Origin of the sequence: Rhodococcus phenolicus (assembly GCF_001646785.1) — a bacterium.
Lineage (GTDB): Bacteria > Actinomycetota > Actinomycetes > Mycobacteriales > Mycobacteriaceae > Rhodococcus > Rhodococcus phenolicus.
On the sequence record NZ_LRRH01000098.1, the window covers coordinates 1 to 17,829 of the forward strand.

The 17,829-nt window shown below is 66.1% G+C and carries 18 protein-coding genes and 1 pseudogene; 14 read left to right on the forward strand and 5 right to left on the reverse strand.

The window, feature by feature from the left end; all coding sequences use genetic code 11:
* Positions 1–537: ATP-binding protein (locus A8G15_RS24110; protein WP_169833936.1), on the forward strand; the 537-nt coding region annotated here is incomplete at its 5' end.
* A gap of 81 nt (positions 538–618) precedes the next feature.
* Here the strand turns inward: A8G15_RS24110 and A8G15_RS24115 are convergent.
* Positions 619–1,104 carry a nuclear transport factor 2 family protein gene (locus tag A8G15_RS24115; RefSeq protein ID WP_068165455.1) on the reverse strand — a complete coding sequence of 162 codons (486 nt, stop codon included), beginning with the start codon at positions 1,102–1,104 and terminating at the stop codon, positions 619–621.
* A 146-nt stretch (positions 1,105–1,250) separates the two neighbouring features.
* On the opposite strand from A8G15_RS24115, the gene A8G15_RS24120 reads away from it, so the two are divergent.
* The 5 genes and pseudogenes from A8G15_RS24120 (at position 1,251) to A8G15_RS24135 (ending at position 5,055) form a co-directional block, all read left to right on the forward strand.
* The gene (locus tag A8G15_RS24120) at positions 1,251–1,598 is read left to right on the forward strand and encodes a hypothetical protein (protein WP_068165456.1); all 348 of its coding nucleotides are present in this window, start codon (positions 1,251–1,253) and stop codon (positions 1,596–1,598) included.
* A 310-nt stretch (positions 1,599–1,908) separates the two neighbouring features.
* A pseudogene (locus A8G15_RS32015) lies at positions 1,909–2,193 on the forward strand (Dabb family protein); the annotation flags it as partial.
* Positions 2,194–2,265: 72 nt separating this feature from the next.
* The gene (locus A8G15_RS30135; protein ID WP_068165486.1) at positions 2,266–3,231 is read left to right on the forward strand and encodes an alpha/beta hydrolase; all 966 of its coding nucleotides are present in this window, start codon (positions 2,266–2,268) and stop codon (positions 3,229–3,231) included.
* 52 nt (positions 3,232–3,283) lie between these two features.
* On the forward strand, positions 3,284–4,177 hold the full coding sequence (locus A8G15_RS24130) for an SDR family NAD(P)-dependent oxidoreductase (protein WP_068165457.1): 894 nt from the start codon (positions 3,284–3,286) through the stop codon (positions 4,175–4,177).
* A complete protein-coding gene (locus A8G15_RS24135) occupies positions 4,174–5,055 on the forward strand; it encodes an SDR family NAD(P)-dependent oxidoreductase (RefSeq protein WP_068165458.1) in 882 nt (293 codons plus the stop codon). The genes A8G15_RS24130 and A8G15_RS24135 overlap by 4 nt, the downstream gene beginning before the upstream one ends.
* 90 nt (positions 5,056–5,145) lie before the next feature.
* On the opposite strand, the gene A8G15_RS24140 is transcribed toward A8G15_RS24135, so the two are convergent.
* Positions 5,146–6,018 carry an alpha/beta fold hydrolase gene (locus A8G15_RS24140; RefSeq protein ID WP_068165459.1) on the reverse strand — a complete coding sequence of 291 codons (873 nt, stop codon included), beginning with the start codon at positions 6,016–6,018 and terminating at the stop codon, positions 5,146–5,148.
* Positions 6,019–6,284: 266 nt separating this feature from the next.
* On the opposite strand from A8G15_RS24140, the gene A8G15_RS24145 reads away from it, so the two are divergent.
* The 7 genes from A8G15_RS24145 to A8G15_RS24175 all read left to right on the forward strand — a co-directional run bounded on the left by A8G15_RS24145 (position 6,285) and on the right by A8G15_RS24175 (position 13,603).
* Positions 6,285–6,815, forward strand: coding sequence for a nuclear transport factor 2 family protein (locus A8G15_RS24145; RefSeq protein ID WP_068165460.1), 531 nt, complete (start codon positions 6,285–6,287; stop codon positions 6,813–6,815).
* Between the two features lie 128 nt (positions 6,816–6,943).
* Positions 6,944–7,426: a hypothetical protein gene (locus A8G15_RS24150; protein ID WP_068165461.1), complete on the forward strand. Its 483-nt coding sequence runs from the start codon at positions 6,944–6,946 to the stop codon at positions 7,424–7,426.
* 69 nt (positions 7,427–7,495) lie between these two features.
* On the forward strand, positions 7,496–8,446 hold the full coding sequence (locus A8G15_RS24155; protein ID WP_068165462.1) for an alpha/beta hydrolase: 951 nt from the start codon (positions 7,496–7,498) through the stop codon (positions 8,444–8,446).
* 118 nt (positions 8,447–8,564) lie between these two features.
* Positions 8,565–10,562 (forward strand): flavin-containing monooxygenase, encoded by a 1,998-nt coding sequence (locus A8G15_RS24160; protein WP_068165487.1) that lies wholly within the window; start codon positions 8,565–8,567, stop codon positions 10,560–10,562.
* 195 nt (positions 10,563–10,757) lie between these two features.
* Positions 10,758–11,147, forward strand: a complete 390-nt coding sequence (locus A8G15_RS24165) for a nuclear transport factor 2 family protein (RefSeq protein ID WP_068165463.1) — start codon at positions 10,758–10,760, stop codon at positions 11,145–11,147.
* Between the two features lie 163 nt (positions 11,148–11,310).
* Positions 11,311–13,023, forward strand: coding sequence for a 3-ketosteroid-delta-1-dehydrogenase (locus A8G15_RS24170; protein ID WP_068165464.1), 1,713 nt, complete (start codon positions 11,311–11,313; stop codon positions 13,021–13,023).
* A gap of 34 nt (positions 13,024–13,057) precedes the next feature.
* Positions 13,058–13,603 (forward strand): hypothetical protein, encoded by a 546-nt coding sequence (locus tag A8G15_RS24175; protein WP_068165465.1) that lies wholly within the window; start codon positions 13,058–13,060, stop codon positions 13,601–13,603.
* Positions 13,604–13,642: 39 nt separating this feature from the next.
* Here the strand turns inward: A8G15_RS24175 and A8G15_RS24180 are convergent, their stop codons facing one another.
* The 3 genes from A8G15_RS24180 to A8G15_RS24190 all read right to left on the reverse strand — a co-directional run bounded on the left by A8G15_RS24180 (position 13,643) and on the right by A8G15_RS24190 (position 15,852).
* Positions 13,643–14,524, reverse strand: a complete 882-nt coding sequence (locus A8G15_RS24180) for an SDR family oxidoreductase (protein ID WP_068165470.1) — start codon at positions 14,522–14,524, stop codon at positions 13,643–13,645.
* Positions 14,525–14,551: 27 nt separating this feature from the next.
* Complete coding sequence (locus tag A8G15_RS24185) at positions 14,552–14,977, reverse strand: CBS domain-containing protein (protein ID WP_068165471.1); 426 nt, start codon at positions 14,975–14,977, stop codon at positions 14,552–14,554.
* 83 nt (positions 14,978–15,060) lie between these two features.
* The gene (locus tag A8G15_RS24190; protein ID WP_068165472.1) at positions 15,061–15,852 is read right to left on the reverse strand and encodes an FAD-binding oxidoreductase; all 792 of its coding nucleotides are present in this window, start codon (positions 15,850–15,852) and stop codon (positions 15,061–15,063) included.
* A 322-nt stretch (positions 15,853–16,174) separates the two neighbouring features.
* Between A8G15_RS24190 and A8G15_RS24195 the strand changes: the two genes are divergently transcribed.
* Positions 16,175–17,728, forward strand: a complete 1,554-nt coding sequence (locus A8G15_RS24195; RefSeq protein ID WP_068165473.1) for an AMP-binding protein — start codon at positions 16,175–16,177, stop codon at positions 17,726–17,728.
* The last annotated feature ends 101 nt before the right edge of the window (positions 17,729–17,829 follow it).

The window sequence follows — 17,829 nt, forward strand, 5'->3', positions numbered from 1 at the left end:
GTCTCCCAGGTCGAGAACTATCAGCGGGTGCGGATCGGCAGCACCCCCCAGGGCTACCTCGTCGGCAGCGCCGTCGCCGACGTCGTGCACATGCTGGCCGAGCTCGTCGACAACGCGCTGCGGGCCTCACCGCCGAACAGCACGGTCACCTTCGAGTTCTCCCCGGCCGTCGGGGGCGGTCTGCTGCTCGAGATCGCCGACAGCGGGATCGGTACCGCACCGGAGATCCTCAACGAGATCAACTCGCGTCTGGCCGCCGGTGACAGCGCCGAGATCCACGCACCCCGCCAGATGGGCCTGTTCGTGGTCGGTCGCCTCGCGGCCCGCAACGGCATCAGTGTGCGACTGCGCCCGACCTTCGATTCGGAGACGAACTCCGGTATCACCGCGTCGATCTACTTCCCCGGGTCGCTGCTCACCGACGTGCAGCAGAGCACTCCCGAGGTGATGACGGAACGTCCGCGACGCCTGCGCCGACAGCCCGAGTCCGGGAGGTACGGCGAAGAGTCCGGTTCACCCGCTCGTCTCGGCGAGTGAGCGAGCCGGGCGGATCAGCGAGGGGCCCGGCTGCCGACCAGCAGCCAGGGCACACTGGTCGGCCTGCCCGGTGTCGGCGTCTCAGTTCTGCGATGCGGGCTCGCGGCACTCGTGGAACCGTGGGGTGGTGTCCACTCGAAGCCGCGTCAGCGCCCGTCGGCTGATCAGCCACCGGCCGTTCTCCTTGCGGTATTCCTCGTGGTAGTGGCCGTATCCGTGGAGATGTTCCTCCTGATCTCCGTTGACCCACCACAAATGGTCCTCCATCGCCCAGATGCCCCGGGCTGTTGTGTCGGAGGTCAGCTCGATCTCGGGAGTGTGGCCGTGATGCACGGACGTGATGGGAATGCGGCCGTCCAGGACTCTCTTGATCGACGCCGTCACGGCGTCGGCTCCGACCACACTGTGGTCACCGAACGTCAGGCTCACGACATCGTCCGTGTGCAGGGTCGGGTAGATGTGCCATTCCTTGTTGTCCATGCAGCGCAGTCTCGCCGCGAAGGTGCGCTTGATCTCTTCGACGGCGTGACACTGCTCGGCTGGGGTGAGGGTGAGTTCGTATGTCATTCGAGCACTGTCGATGATCCTCTTCGCCTACACAACAGCAGGTTCCGCAGAACGGACGACACGGCCGAGGTGGGCCGCAGGGCCTGGTCTCCCGCACAACGGGAGGGGGTCATCCCAGCGCGGATTCGGCAACTTAGCGTGAGCGAATGACCGACCGGAGGATCTACATACTCGATCGTGTGACGACCGAGCCGGGATGCGCCCGGAACTTTGTCGACGCATACATGTCGCACTATGCGCCACGGGCGGCACGGATCGGCATGACCCTCGACCGTGTGCTGGTCAGTCCTCCGGTGTGGTTCGAGGAGGACGGAAACACGGTGACCGCGATCTGGACGGTGACCGGCCACGAACAGTGGTGGCGGACCACCATCGCGCGCCGGTTCGACGACGACTTCGTGGACTTCTGGGACAGTGTCGAGCTGATGGTGGCAGAACGATCGCGCTCGATGGCGGCGGCAGCGGAGAGCGTGGAGGAGATGTGCCGTGTTTGACGTGACCCGTCTCGTCCACCTGACCGACCCGGGCGACCCGGCCGCGGTGGATGCTGTCGTCGGCCGGGTTCTCGCCGTGCTCGATTCGGCGCCGGTGCGGCACGCAGTTGTACAGCCGACCCTCGACGGAGTCCGCAACGGAGGTGATGTCCTGATTCACCTCCGGTTCGAGGCACAGACGGACTGGGAGCACTGTCGTGGCGTGATCGAGTCGGCGATCGACGGGCCCGATGTCCGGCACGTCGACGGTGCGGACTACGTCGCCGGCAGCGGAGGCGACTTCCGGAGCGGCACCCGACCCGGCTCGGCGATGCCCACCGTGTATCGAACACTTCTGTTGCGTGTCGAGGACTCTGCGTCGTGGGAGACTGTCGAGCGGTTCGAGCGCGAAATCCTCCGGATGCCGAAATACGTCACGTCGATGCTGTTCTGGCAGCTGAGCCGGGTCACCTCTGCGAGAGGGGCCAGCAGATGGACCCACGTGTGGGAACAATCCTTCACAGACCTCGACGGTCTGATCGGTGAGTACATGGCACATCCCGTGCATTGGGGATACGTCGACAAGTGGTTCGACCCGGAAAACCCGCAGAGCATCGTCAAAGACCGTGTCTGTCACAGTTTCTGCAATTTGCCAACCGAACAGGAGGAAGGTGTGCGCCGAACAGACCTGCACCCGGACGTGGAGGCGATCCTCGCCACCCTGGAGGCCGGATTCCCCGACGTCACGCAGTACGCTGCCGCCGACCTGCGGCAGATCATCGTTTCTCGGCGAGCGCCGCTGACGCGGATCCCCGACATGCAGATCGCACGAGACGTGGTGATCGATGGGCCCGGCGGCGATCTGACGTTGCGTGTGTACGCCCCGCACGGCCCTGCGGCATCGCTGCGACCCGTGATCGTCTTCGCGCACGGCGGTGGCTTCGTCTTCTGTGACCTCGACAGCCACGATGAGTTCTGTCGTTCGATGGCTCAGGCCGTGGATGCAGTAGTGGTGGCGGTCGACTACCGGTTGGCGCCGGAGCATCCGGCCCCGGCTGCCATGGAGGACGTGTACGCGGCGGTGTGCTGGGCCGTGGAGAACGTCTCGTCCTACGGGGGCGACCCGACCCGGGTGGCAGTCGCGGGAGACAGTGCGGGAGGAAATCTCTCGGCGGCGGTCGCTCTGGCCGCACGCGAACGAGGGGGACCGTCCATCGTGGCCCAGATCCTGCTGTACCCGGTGATCGGTGACGACTTCGAGACGGAGTCGTACCAGCGATACGGTGTCGGATACTACAACACCACGAAGGCGATGCGCTGGTACTGGGAGCAGTACGCGCCGCACCACCGCGACAACGCGCTCGTCGTTCCGTCCCGGGCAGCGACGTTGGCGGGGTTACCACCCGCGTTGGTGGCCACCGCCGAATTGGATCCGCCGTGCTCGGAAGGCGAGGCCTATGCCGAGAGGCTCGCCGCGGACGGGGTGCCGGTCATCGCGCACCGGTTCGAAGGACTGTTCCACGGCTTCCTCACGTTCCCCCAGCTGTCGTTGACCGGGCCGGCACGGGAAGATCTGTGGCAGTTGATCAACCGGATTCTCGAGCCCGGAATCCGCGATGCGGAGACCGTGGGGAGCGCGGACACCACGACATGACCATGACAACACGGGATGAGAAGCCCGGACAATCAGGGACACAGGGAACCACATGACACAACGATTGACCGGCCGCACCGCGCTGGTGACCGGGAGCAGCAGGGGAATCGGGCGAGCCATTGCACAGCGGCTTGCCGCCGAAGGCGCAGCGGTGGTGGTCACCGCCCGATCGACAACGTCCTCCCGGTCTGTTCGGGACGGACACGAGCACGTCCTCGAAGGCACCCTCGGCGAGACAGTTCAGTTGATCGAGCGGGCCGGTGGGAAGGCCGTTGCCGTCGCGGCCGATCTGGAAGATCCGGTGCAGCGCGCGGGACTGATCGATGCCGCTGTGGACGCCGTCGGGGGTATCGACATCCTCGTCAACAACGCCGGTTTCGCGGACTACAGCACGATCGAGGCGATGGAAGAGGGCACTTTCGACCGTACCCTCGAGCACTATCTTAAGGTTCCGTACCTGCTGTCGCAGGCGGTTATTCCGCGCATGCGCAAGGCCGGTGGCGGCTGGATCGTGAACATCGGCTCGTCTACGGGGCTTCCTCCGATCCGTCCCTTCCGGGACTACAACAAGACCTCCGGTGACGTGATCTACGCATCGGCGAAGGCGGCGTTGCACCGGTTTACACAGGGGCTGGCCGCGGAGGTACTCGACGACAACATCGCGGTGAACGTGGTCGGGCCGTCGACGGCGATCATGACTCCGGGCGCGGCGACGTTGCTGCCGGACGGTTACGAGACCGAACCGGTGGAGTATCTGGCACAAACTGTCCTCGAAATGTGCTCGCTTCCCGCGACGGAGCGCACGGGCCTGGTCGCGTTCAGCCTGCACTTCCCGTGGTCACAGGGCATCACGGTGAAAAGCCTGGACGGGACGAGCGAACTCCCGGAGCTCCAACCCCCGGCGTGGGCGAACCCGAACATCGCTCCGGACGGATTGAAGGCATGACGATGCAGACGGGTGTGGCGCAGGAGAGGTTCTCCCGAGGTGTCGCAGTGGTCACGGGCGCGGCGGCCGGGATCGGCGAGGGATTGGCGCGGCACCTCGCGTCCCTCGGAATGACAGTGCTCGTAGCGGACATCGACGCCGGCCGAGCACAGGCTGTTGCCGAGAACATCGTGTCCGGCGGCGGTCGCGCAGAGGCCTGGGCAGTCGATGTCGCCGACGCCGATTCGGTCGAGGCAATGGCGGCCGGAGTGTTCGCCCGTCACGGCAGCGTCGAAATGCTCGTGAACAATGCGGGAGTCGAGTCGGCCGGACTGCTGTGGGAGATCGATCGGGACCGATGGCGTCGGCTGATGCAGATCAACGTCGACGGCGTCTTCTACTGTCTGCGGTCGTTCGTGCCGCGGATGATCGAAGTGGGAACGCCGTCGTGTATCGCGAATCTGTCCTCGGTGGGCGGCCTCAATTCCGTTGCAGTCCAGTCGCCGTACATTGTCAGCAAGCATGCAGTGCTGGCGATGACCGAGTGCCTGCATCAGGATCTGTCAATCGTCGGCGCACCCATCCAGGTCAGTGCAGTCATCCCGCACTCGATTCGTAGCGACATCTTCGTGTCCGCGCAGCGCCAGGCGCCCACGGCGAACGCCACTGCCAACGCGGTGTTCGCCGCGATGCAACGTGACAACGTGGAGAAGGGACTCGACCCGCTCGTCGCCGCGGAGCACATGATAGAGCAGATTGCCCGCGGAGAATTCTGGATCCACTCCGACGACGAGATGTGCATCGCGGCTGCTCACCGGCGCGGGAAGCAACTCCTGGAACTCGACCCGCCGGCAGATCCGCGGGGAATGCTCGCGCGGATGGGGATAACGGTCGAATAGACGGGTCCACTCCGCGTGGAAGCAGGGTTCGCTCACGATGTGGAGTAGCCGAACCGCCCGGTTACCCGGGCGGTTCGGCTCACCCGTCGCTCAGACCTGGTCCTTGCGGAGCAGGAACGCAAGGACCGCGTCGGTCCAGGCTTCCTTCGCCTCGATCATCGTCCAGTGGCCGCAGTTCGGGAACACGTGCAGCTCCGCGTTCGGGATGTCGCGCATGGGCAGCATCGCCATATCGACCGGGCTGACTCGATCGTCGCGGCCCCAGGTCAGAAGCGTGGGAGCGGTGATCTTGCTCAACTGGGCCCAGTACGGTGCCGCGGCGGAGGCTTTTGCCGCAGCCGTGTTCGCGGCGAAGGCCGCGCTGCTGTACATGCGGGACGCGATCTCGAGCGTCGTCGGCTCGGTCGCCAGTGCCCAGCGCTCCTCGATCAGTTCCTCGGTGACGACGGCGGGGTCGAACACCATCGAGTGCAGCCACCGGACCAGCCGTTCGCGGGTCGGATCGTCGGTGAATTCCATCAACAGCCGGATCCCTTCGCCGGGACCGGGCGCGAACACGTTCTTTCCGATCCCGCCGATCGTGACGAGTTTGCGCACTCGCTGCGGGGCATTGATCGCCACGTTGGCAGCCACGATGCCGCCCATCGAGTTACCGATCATGTCGACCGGGCCCTCGATGCCGACCGCGTCGAGGAATACGCCCACCGACAGGCCCGCCATGGCCATCGGGTGGCCGTCGCCCGGATCGCTGACACCGAATCCCGGAAACTCGAGCACAAGGCACCGGAAGTGCTCGGCGAAGTCCGCCAGAACGCCGCGGTAGTTCCGCCACCCCGTGACACCCGGACCGGAGCCGTGGAGCAACAGCAGCGGAGGACCGTCCCCCGCCTCGTGGTAGCGCAGAACGCCGAGGTCGGTGGCGACCTCTCGTCGTGTGGATTCGAAGGTGCATGGGATTGTCATGGTCTTGTACGGTGCCAGTTCGACGAGCGTTGTGGCATAGATCTTCCCGGCCAGCGAGAGAAAACCGGCGGGTGGTGGTGAGACAGGGTAGGTTCCCGATCTGCAGGTGCCGCACCGGCGACAGCAGCGCGATCGCACACGGATCCCGTGACGCCGCGCAGGTGTAGCTTCCTCTTCCGGCCGGCACCATCCGGTCCCGAATGCGGATCTCCCGCTCAACGGGAGGGGGTGAGTGACGGGGCACACATCGTTGCCTAGCATGCCTTATGCCTGAAACAAATTGGAGCAGAGAAGAACTCGAGAATGCCTATCGAAACTGGCACACGACCGTGAATCGTGCCGGTTCCGGCGACGGAAGCTGGCGGGACTTCCTCGAGCTGTTCACCGACGACGTCGTATATCACGAGCAGATGGCCGGTGTCCTCAACGGCAAAGAGGGTATCTGGGGATGGGCGGAGCCCAGTCTGGCACAGTTCCCCGGCTCACACACGGTTTCCTTTCCCGAGCACTACCACGTCATCGACGAAGTGAACGCGACGATCGTGGCGAAACTCGACAATGTGATGAGCGATCCAGGTGACGGCTCGGTGTGGGCGGCACCCCACGTCAGCATCCTGACGTATGCCGGGAACGGCAAGTTCTCCCGGCAGGAGGACATATACGATGTCACCGGTTTTCTGGACCTGATCAAGGCGTGGGGGCGACGCGCCATGGAGTTGGGCACTTTCGACGCGGCCCAGCGCGGGTGGTTCGAGCAGGTCTACCCGGAGACCGTCCCGCAAACCGTGTCCGACTGAGTCCGAGGATTCGCCGAGTCCGCAATTCTCGCGGACTCGGCTCTCGGTGTCCTCGAAAACGCCTGGTTCCGGTCCGCGCTGACCCCGTGCGGTGCCGCAACATCGACCCCCACGACAGGAGAAGAACCATGAACGATTCGGTCATCACCCCGGAAACTGTCACCGCCCTGGTTGCGGCCTGGTGGTTCCACTACGACGAATGGAATCCGGAGGCCCTCCGCGTCTTGATGACCGATGACATCGCATTCAGTTGTGCGAGCGACACGGGTGCGACCGACTACGAGGACTTCATCCGCGTCGATCTACGCGGAGCGGACGCGGTGATGTCCTGGAAGGAAGACCACCGCCACAACAGCCCGTACCCGTTGCGCCACAACGGAACCAACGTGTTCATTTCCGAGCGTGGCGACGATGGGGTGTCCTTCGCGTCCTACATCTTCGTCACCAAGATCGTCGAAGGCCGGCCCTTCAATGTGTCGAGCGGAATCGTGCGCGGCACGGTTCGCGCAACCGATACCGGACCGGCGTTCAGCCGTGTCGACGTCGTACTGGACACCCAGGAGTCGGTGCGCTACTGCGATCACCCTGTGCACACCGCAGCAGTCGGCTGAACAAGCTGGCCCGACACCGCCGGACACGGAGCCGGCCCCGTGCCCGCCGTACGAGAAACGAGAAGATGCATGCCCCTTTCTCCGGAAGCGCAGCGGGTGGTCGATGCCTCCGCGGCTCGCATGGGCAGGCCCATGCACGAGATACCCGTCGCAGATCTACGCGCGGCGCTGGCTGCCGGTGCAATACCGGTGACCACCCCGATCCATCGCACGGACAACCTCGTCGTGCCATCCGGGACCGGCGGTGTACCGGTACGTGTCTATCGGCCGTCCGATGCGCCGGGTCTTCCGATCGTCCAGTGGATGCACAGCGGGGGCTTCGTAGTCGGAAATCTGGACCAGAACGACGAGTACCTGCGCAAGCTCAGCACAGCGTCACGCAGCGTCGTCGTCTCGGTGGACTACCGGCTGGCGCCGGAGCATCCGTACCCGGCCGCGCTCGACGACTGCCGAACCGTATGGGAGTGGATCAAGTCCGGACCCGCAGAACTGCACGACGCCGATGTGACGAAAGCGGTGCTCGCGGGCGAGAGCGCGGGCGGGGCACTCACATTCACCCTGTCGCATCAGCTGAGGGACATGGAACTTCCGCTGCCCGATGCGCAGGTCGCTCTGTACGGGACAGCGGTGATGGAGGTGACCAACCCCGAACAGGCAACGGTGTTGTTGTCGCCGGAGGACTGCTATTGGTTCTGGGACATGTATGTGCCGGATCGCACCGAAAGAGAATCACCGTATGTTTGTCCCGGTGACGGCGCCGAGTTGATCGGTCTACCACCGGCATTCATTGCCACGGCCGAGGTGGACCCAACACGGGACGGTACCGAGGAGTACGCACGGCGCATGCGGGAGGAAGGTGTTCCGGTCGAACTACTGCGCTACGACGGCGTGATGCACGGCTTCGCCACGATGACCGCTGTGCTGCCGCAGGCCGACGAACTGTTCGGGACGATCACCGGATATCTCGCCCGGGTATTCGAATCCGCCACCGGCATCGACTCCGTTCCCACGGTCCGCTGAACGGACGTCCGCCTTCCCGTCCGTGTCCTGGTGCGTTTTGCTCGAGTTGATCAGTGCGACGAGTCCGTCCAGGGCCGTCGGAGCGCAGCAGGAATCCACGACCACCGGAAGGAATTTCATGGCCTCCACCTTCACATTCGAGTCGGACCGGCAGGGGACGGTCACCGCCGGAGAGCTACGAGCCGCGATCGCCGTGTCGGATCCGGGTCCGCTGCTGATGTCGATGGTGCACGTGACCGGCGATCTGTCGCTGATCGACGAGTTCGAGGCCCGGGTCGCCGATGCCAAGAACGCGCAGGCAGATGGTGGAGGCGCAGCACAGACGCACTACGGCGCGCAGAGCGGTGCCGCCGCAACACCTCCCGGCCAGTTCCCCGCCGAGATCGCGGCTGCGATCCGCGAGCGTGCAGCGACGGTACTGACACCCGAATCGACCGCCCGTCTGGGAGTTCCCGAACCCGAGTTGTTCCGCCGGATGGCGTCGCTCTGCACAGTGGGCGATGTCGGCGACGAGTTCGTGCCCCTGTTGCTGGAGCAAGCGGGCTTCCGCAAGGGGCAGCGGCAGGTGCCGGTGACGAAGGCGCCTCCGTCCGACTTCGACGTCATCGTCATCGGAGCCGGGATGATCGGACTCAACGCCGCGGTGAAGCTGGGTGAAGCCGGTTTTCGTTACACGGTGTTCGAGGAACGGGACGAACTCGGTGGAACATGGTCGCGTAATACCTATCCCGGCGCGGCGGTGGACACGCCGAGCCACTACTACTCGTATTCGTTCGAACTGAACCCCGACTGGTCGCGCTATTACCCCACGGGTCCGGAGTACCTGGAGTACATGCGTGGCGTGGCCGCCAAGTACGACCTGTATCGGAACATCGAGTTCTCGACATCGGTGATCTCGGCGGAGTGGATCGAAGAAGAACAGAAGTGGGTGATCGAAACCCGCTGTGCCGACGGCAGCATCGTTCCGTACACGGCGAGCGCAGTCGTGACGGCGCTGGGAATGCTCAACTCGCCGAACATTCCGGACGTGGAAGGTATGGAAACCTTCGAAGGCCGGATCGTGCACACCGCCCAGTGGCCGTCGGATCTGGATCTCACCGGCAAGAGGGTCGTCATCGTGGGTACGGGATGCACCGCGGTGCAGGTGGTTCCGAGCATCATCGACAACGTGGCCTCGATCGACGCTCTCGTGCGCAGTCCGCACTGGATCGTGCCGGAGAAGGCAGTGGTCAACGAGGTGCCGGACGGTGAGCGCTGGGCGATGCGGCACCTGCCGTACTTTCAGCATTGGTTCCGGCTCAAGGCATACTGGCTCGCGTCCGACAATCTCTACCACATGCCGCGCATCGATCCCGAATGGGCGGCCGACCATCTTTCCGCCTCTCCGGCGAACGACCTGGTGATGCAGACGGCACTGCGATACCTCGAACGCTCCTTCCCGGAAAGGCCGGATCTGCGGGACAAGCTGACGCCGAACTTCCGGCCCTACGCCAAGCGCATCGTCAAGGACCCGGGATTCTTCGCTGCGCTCAACCGGGAGAATGCCACCCTGCACCGAGCCTCGTTGGCACGGATCGACGCGGATGGTGTCACGACCACCGAGGGCGTGTTCATCCCTGCCGACGTCGTCATTCTGGCCACGGGATTCGATCTCGAGTTCACGACCTCCATCGACATAGAGGGACGCGACGGCCGAAAGCTCGCAGACTTGTGGAAGAACGGTGACGATCCGCGCGCGTACCTCGGGATCCAGGTATCGGGCTTTCCGAATCTGTTCGTGACGGCAGGGCCCAATGCCGCACCCAATCACGGTGCAGGACACAATATCACCAGTGAGGAACAAGTACACTACATCGTCGAGTGCCTCCAGTACCTCCTGGAGAACGGGTACGCATCGATGGATGTCGAGCCGGCAGCTCAGGAGGAGTACAACAAGAGGGTGGACGAGGCCCTCGACCGGACCGTCTGGGCACATCCCGGTGCGAACGTGAGTGGATATTACCGGAACAGCACCGGCCGTCCCGTCACCCCGTGTCCCTGGAGGCTGGTCGACTACTGGACGATGCTGCGCGAGCCGGATGTGAAGAACTTCGTCTTCACCGAGCGACCGGCGTGACCGCACGATAGTGCCGACCCCGGTTGCCGGACCGGCCGGTCCGGCAACTGGGGTCGCTGTGTGTGCCGGCGAACTCGGAGCGGTTCGGCGCTGACGACGTCTGCGGGGCTCCCGGTCACCGGGACGGTGAAGTCGACGTCGTCGCCGAGGCGACGTAGCGTGCCGCGAAATTCGATTTCGAGGGGTTCTTCCGCCATGACCGAATCCATCGCCGGCACTGCCGAGGCGATCCGCGTGACCGTCCGTGCCTATCTCGCTGCCCTCGCTTCGGGGTCGTCGGCCGCGGTTGTCGACCTGTATGCCGACGACGCGACCCTCGAGGACCCGGCAGGCAGCGAACCGCGCGTCGGGCGCGACGCCATTGCGCAGTTCTACAGCGCTATCGACGGCGCACCCCAGCAGACCGAATTGATGTCGCTGCACGTGAGCGGGCGGAGTGCAGCGTTCCATTTCCGGGTCAGGACCCGTGTCGGCGACGCCGCCTACGAGATCGAGCCGATCGACGTCATGACGTTCGACGAGGGCGGCCGGATCACCGGCATGTGGGCGTACTGGTCGGCGGCGGACATGCGTCGAGTCGGCTGACGGACCGAGATGTTGGACTCGCCTCGATCGCCGGCGTCCGGATGCAGCAGCCCCTCCTGATTGTGATCTCGAGTCCCGGTGGCAGGGAACTTCTCTGTCGGTCGGCGCGGCAGCGGTCTACCGTCGTCCACCGTTGCGGAACTACCAGGCAAAGGAGAGTGGCATGGCGAAGAAGTCCGTACCGGCCCTGACTCAGGCGCAGGACACCACCGTGGATCTGCTCGTGATCGGCTCGGGCACCGGCCTTGCGGCCGCGCTCACGGCACACGAACAGGGATTGTCGACGCTCGTCGTCGAAAAGACACAATACGTCGGCGGATCGACGGCACGGTCGGGCGGTGCTTTCTGGATGCCCGCCAATCCCGTTCTGCAGGAAGCGCGTACGGGGGACACGCGGGAGCGTGGCCGCACCTACGTCCGGTCGGTGGTCGACGGCACCGCGCCCGTCGAGCGCGGTGACGCATTCGTCGACAACGGTGCCGAGACGGTCGCGATGCTCAGCCGCACCACGCCGATGAAGTTCTTCTGGGCCAAGGGTTACTCCGACTACCACCCGGAGCGTCCCGGCGGCGCCGCGATCGGTCGCACCTGTGAATGCCGCCCGTTCGATCTGTCGCAGCTCGGCGACGAGCGGGGCCGGCTGCGTCCGGGCCTGATGGAGGCGGGCCTGCCGATGCCCACCACCGGCGCCGACTACAAGTGGATGAACCTCATGGCGCGGATGCCGGTCAAGGGATTCTCGACGATCTTCCGCCGCCTCGCACAGGGTGTCGCGGGCCTGGCCGTCAAACGCGAGTACGTCGCCGGTGGCCAGGCCATCGCCGCCGGCCTGTTCGCGGGTGTGCTGCGCGCGGGGATCCCGGTGTGGACGGAGACGTCGCTGGTGCGTCTGGTGACCGACGGTGATCGCGTCACCGGTGCCGTCGTTTCCCAGAACGGCCGGGAGGTGACGGTCACGGCGCGTCGCGGTGTCGTCCTTGCCGCTGGTGGTTTCGATCACGACATGCAGTGGCGGCACAAGTTCCAGTCGGAGAGCCTCGCGGACGGCGAGAGCCTTGGCGCCGAGGGCAACACCGGCGACGCCATCAAGGTTGCGCAGGAGATCGGGGCCGATGTGGACCTGATGGACCAGGCGTGGTGGTTCCCGGCCGTTGCGCCGACGCGCGAGGGCAAGCCGCCGCTGGTGATGCTCGCCGAGCGGTCGCTGCCCGGCTCGTTCATCGTGGACCAGACGGGATCCCGGTTCATCAACGAGTCCTGCGACTACATGTCGTTCGGTCAGGCCGTGCTCGAGCGTGAACGCACCGGCGACCCCGTCGAGTCGATGTGGATCGTGTTCGATCAGAAGTACCGCAACAGCTACGTGTTCGCCGCGGGGCTGTTCCCCCGGCAGCCGATCCCGGGTTCCTGGTTCAAGGCCGGTATCGCCCACAGTGGCGGCACCCCGGAGGAGCTCGCATCGTCGATGGGCGTCCCGGTCGACGCGTTCGCCGCGAACTTCCGCCGTTTCAACGAGGATGCCGCCGCCGGCACGGACTCCGAGTTCGATCGCGGCGCAAGCGCATACGACCGTTACTACGGTGATCCGACGGTCGAGCCGAACCCGAACCTGCGTCCGCTCGATCACGGTCCGTACTTCGCGGTGAAGATGACCCTGTCCGACCTCGGTACGTGCGGTGGCCTGCGCGCCGACGAACGCGCCCGCGTGCTGCGCGAGGACGGCAGCGTCATCGACGGTCTCTACGCGATCGGCAACACCGCCGCCAACGCGTTCGGCAACCGGTACCCGGGCGCCGGCGCGACCATCGGCCAGGGGCTCGTGTTCGGGTACATCGCCGCGCGCGACGCAGCGAAGGCTGCTGTGCCGGCATCCTGACGGATCCGAGCCGAGCGAGAGGAAGGGGATCACGATGAAAAGTGTTGTTCCGGAGGCGGGGTCGGCGCCCACCTTCCTGTCGCTCGGCGTCGCGGCGGGTCGCCTCGTCGGTGCGGGCGCGGACGAGGCGGACATCGTGTTCTTCCTCCCGCCCCGCACCGGGGAACCGCTCCGCGAGCGCGTGCGCACTGTGCGTGACACCGAGACCCACCGGATCGACCGGACCGTCGAGTATTTCGACACGATCGGCCGGAGGGTCGCCGAGGTGTACCTGTCCGGGGCCGAGGATGCGTCCGGGGTGCCGGAGCGGTCCGTCGGGGAACTGGTCCGTTGTGTCGTCGACCGGTTCGGTGCCGCGAACGTCCGGCGGTTCCGGGTCCGCATCACCGGTTCCGTGGCCGACGCGGAACCGACGACCTGCTCCGTCGGGGTGCTCCAGCGCTATCGCACCGATCACGAATCCGTGCAGGACGTCGCGGTGGTGTGCGCCACCGATTCCGGGACGGTGATCGCACGGGCGTGGGTCACCGTCGCCGTCCCGGCGCAGGCGCACGTCGCGGTGGACGGTGTGTCCGCCTGAGCCGCGAGTACGGGTCGGCGCTGGGTTCCTCCCGGCGTCTCAGCTCTTCGTGACGAGTGCGGCGACGCGCGCGCTCACCGAACGACCGAGCGCTGCAACGTGATCGTCCAACCGCGACACCGGACCGGACATCACCCGCAGGGCGAGGCGGTCACCGACGGCCGAGTTGAGCAGGGCCCGGCCCCAGCCTGCCGCACCCACCCAGCCGGGCACGTACACGCGGCGGGAACGCCTGGCGAGTCCGCGCACGAACGCGGCCGCACACGTGTCGACCGGATGGATCTGCCGCAGCGGGCCCGGCATCGCCGCGATCGCCTGATCGAACGCGGGTAGATCGGCCCTGGCTTCCTGCACCATCGGCGTGTCGATCCACGACATGTGGGCGGTGCCGACGTCGACCCCGCACGGTGCCATCTCGAGGCGCAGGGCATCGGCGAAGTGTTCCACGCCTGCTTTCGCCGCGTTGTACGCGGCCAGACCCGGCACGGCCATGTACGCGGCCAGCGACGAGACGACCAGAATATATCCGCGGCGGGCGATCACGGACGGCAGTGCCGCGCGCACCGTGTGGAACACCCCGACGAGGTCGACGTCGATCACGTCGCGGAACGCCTCGGGATCGACCTGCAGAACCGATCCGTAGGATGCGATGCCCGCGTTCGCCACGACGAAATCGATACCGCCGAACCGGTCGATGCCCGCGTCCACGGTGGCCTGCACCGCGTCGAGGTCGCGCACGTCGGCGACGGTCCCGACGGCGCGATCGTCGCCGATCTCCTCGACCAGATCGCGTAGTGGCTGCGCGTCCACGTCGAACAGAATCAGTTGTGCGCCTTGGGCGGCCAGGGCACGCGCGGTCGCGGCACCGATGCCGCGAGCTGCGCCGGAGACGAGGACGGTCTTGCCTGCCGGCTCGCTCATCGGAAACTCACCTCGTTTCGTGGACGGTTACCGGGTGGTGTGCGCGCAGATGGATTCGACGAACCGGCCGACCTTCTCGTCGGGAAGGTGGGTGGCCAGGTCGGCTTCGCTGATCATTCCGACGAGCCGGTGGTCGCCGATCACGGGTAGCCGGCGGATCCGGTGTTCCTCCATGATCGTGAGCACGTCGTCGATGTCGGTGTCGGTGTCGACGGTGCACGGTGCTCCCTGCGCCAGGTCGCCGGCGGTCATCATCGTCGGATCAAGGCCGCGGGCAACGCATTTCAGGACGATGTCGCGGTCGGTGATGATGCCGTGCAGCCGGTCGTCGTCGCCACAGATCGGCAGCGAGCCGACGTCGAGCTCACGCATCCGTTGTGCTGCGTATTCCAGGGTTTCGTGTTCGCCGACGCAGGTGGCGCCGGCATGCATGATGTCTCGGGCGGTCGTCATCGCGACCCTCCTCGGTGGACGAGAATGCTTGCCCGTCCATCGTCCTGCCGCGGTCGGAAGCAGGCAAGCCCCGCGCCGCCCGGTCAGTACGGGTCGAAGCGGATGTTCTCGGCGGGTGTGCCGGTCTCGAGCAGTTTGTGCAGTGTCGACCGGACCATCGCCGCGGAACCGCACAGCAGGACCTGGTGGTCGCCGAACGCGCCGTACGACGTGACGACGTCGTCGATGCTGCCTTCGATGAGATCGTCGGGGTCGGCGCCGATGTCGCCGAGTTGCGCGGCGATCCGGTTGTACCAGGGGTCCGGGAAGTCCGGGTCCTCGATGGATTCGACGACCGGCACGACCGTCAGCCACGGCAGTGCCTCACCGAGCAGCGACAGCATGTCCGAGGCGTACAGGTCGCGGGGGGAGCTGCCGCCCACGAACAGGAACGTGCGCGGCGGTTCGGGACGGCGTGCCATGTCGAGCAGCAGGGCGCGCAGCGGTGCCAGGCCGGTTCCGCCGGCGATCATGATGACGATGCGGCCACTGTCGTCGACATGGAGGTCGCCGCCCTGCGGTGCGCCGATCGTCCACACGTCACCCGGGCGGGTGTCGGCGACGATGCTGCCGCTGACCCAGCCGCCGGGGACGGACCTGACGTGGAATTCGAGTTTGCCGTCCAGCGACGGCGGCAGCGCGGGCGACAGGCGCCGCGGCAGGCCCGGCCGCTGTGGAACCGTGACGTCGACGTACTGGCCCGCCAGGAACGGCACGACGTCCCCGTCGCACTGGAGGCGGATGACGGAGAGGTTGTTGCGTAGGCGATGGTGCTCGACGACGGTCGCGGACACCGTCGTGCCCGTTTCGGCAGGTGAGGACGAGGCAGGCTGCATGTGTGTATCCCCCGGGGTGCGCGGTGTTGCCCCGACTGTAGTAGCCCGCTCGGACCGACTCGCTACCCGATTCGGAGTTCGCTCGTGCCGGAGCCCGAGCGGGCTCCGAATCGCGAGCGGGATCAGAGGAGTGCACGCCGGAACACTGCCTGGCCGCGGTGCCCCGCGAGGGCGCCGAAATGCAACATGTTTCAGTTTTTGTCGTTCTGCGGTTATCGTGACGGAAGGTCGCGGGTGACCCCTGCCACACCGGACGAGCAAGAGGCAGTCGCATCACCGACCGTCACATCAACGACCGTGACATCGACGACTAAGGATGGCCATGACCGAGGAGTACGCCGACCTGCACCGCCCCGTGTTCACCGCGGATCTGCTGATCACTGCACTCGACCGCAGCGCCGACAAGCCCGCCCTGTACCTCGGGGACGTGGTCCTCACCGGCGGCGAGATGCGCGACGAGATCAGCCGGTTCGAACAGGCACTCGCCTCCGTCGGGGTCGGCCGGGGGTCGTCGGTCGCGATGCTGTCGAAGAATCGGCCCGAGGTGCTCATTTCGATGGGCGCCACGATGATCGCGGGCTGCCGCAACAGCGCCCTCAACCCCATGGGTTCGCTCACCGACCACCTCTACATCGCCGGTGACGCCGAGATCGAGACCCTCATCTTCGATCCGAACCACTTCGAGGAACGCGCCGCCGAACTGAAGGCGCAGATCCCGTCGCTGAAGAACGTGTTCTCGCTGGGCCCCTCCGAAGTCGGTACCGACATCCTGGCACTGGCCGCGCAGTTCACCGCGAAGCGACTCGTCGCGGCGCCCGTCGGGGCCGAGGACACCTCGAGCATCGTCTACACCGGCGGCACCACCGGCAAGCCGAAGGGCGTCATGGGTGCGTTCCGGTCCGGTGTCACGCTGACCCAGATCCAGATGGCCGAGTGGGAATGGCCCGAGGAACCCCGCTTCCTGATCTGCACACCGCTCTCGCACGCCGGCGCCGCGTTCTTCGTGCCCACGCTGCTGCGCGGCGGATCGCTGTACGTGCTGCCCTACTTCGATCCGGCTCTCGTGCTGGAAACCATCGAGAAGCATCGCATCAACGCCACGATGCTCGTGCCGACGATGATCTACATGCTGCTCGACCACCCCGACTTCGACAAGCGCGACCTGTCGAGCCTGCAGACGCTGTTCTACGGCGCCTCCGCGATGTCGCCGGCACGGTTGCGTGAGGGCATCGAGCGTCTCGGCCAGGTGTTCTTCCAGTTCTACGGGCAGTCCGAATGCGGCATGACCATCGCGGTGCTGCGCAAGGGCGAACACCTCGCCGACGACCCCGAACGCCTCGCCACCTGCGGACGACCCGTGCCGTGGCTCGACGTGCGACTGCTCGACGACGACCTCCGGGAGGTGCCCCGCGGTGAACTCGGCGAGATCTGCGTGCGCGGCCCCCTCGTGATGAAGGGCTACCTGAACAAGCCGGCCGAGACCGCCGAGGCGCTGCGCGGCGGCTGGCTGCACACCGGTGACGTGGCCCGCGCCGACAAGGACGGGTTCCTCACCATCGTCGACCGCAAGAAGGACATGATCGTCACCGGCGGCTTCAACGTCTTCCCCCGCGAGATCGAGGACGTCATCTCCTCCCATCCCGCGGTCGCGTCGGTCGCGGTCGTGGGGGTGCCGGACGTCAAGTGGGGCGAGGCGGTCAAGGCGTGCGTCGTGCTGCGTGACGGCCAGACGGTCGCCGCCGAGGAACTGATCGAGAACGTCCGAGCAGCAAAGGGTTCGGTGCACGCACCCAAGTCCGTCGACTTCCTCGACGCGCTTCCCCTCACCCCGCTCGGCAAGCTGGACAAGAAGACGTTGCGCGCCTCCTACCGGTAGCCGCGACATTCGCTGATCAACCGAAACGGTTTGTGCGGCAGTTAGGTTCAGATTCCGGATGCCCCCCGGATCGCGGCCGTCGAGGCCCCGTGGTCCGGGGG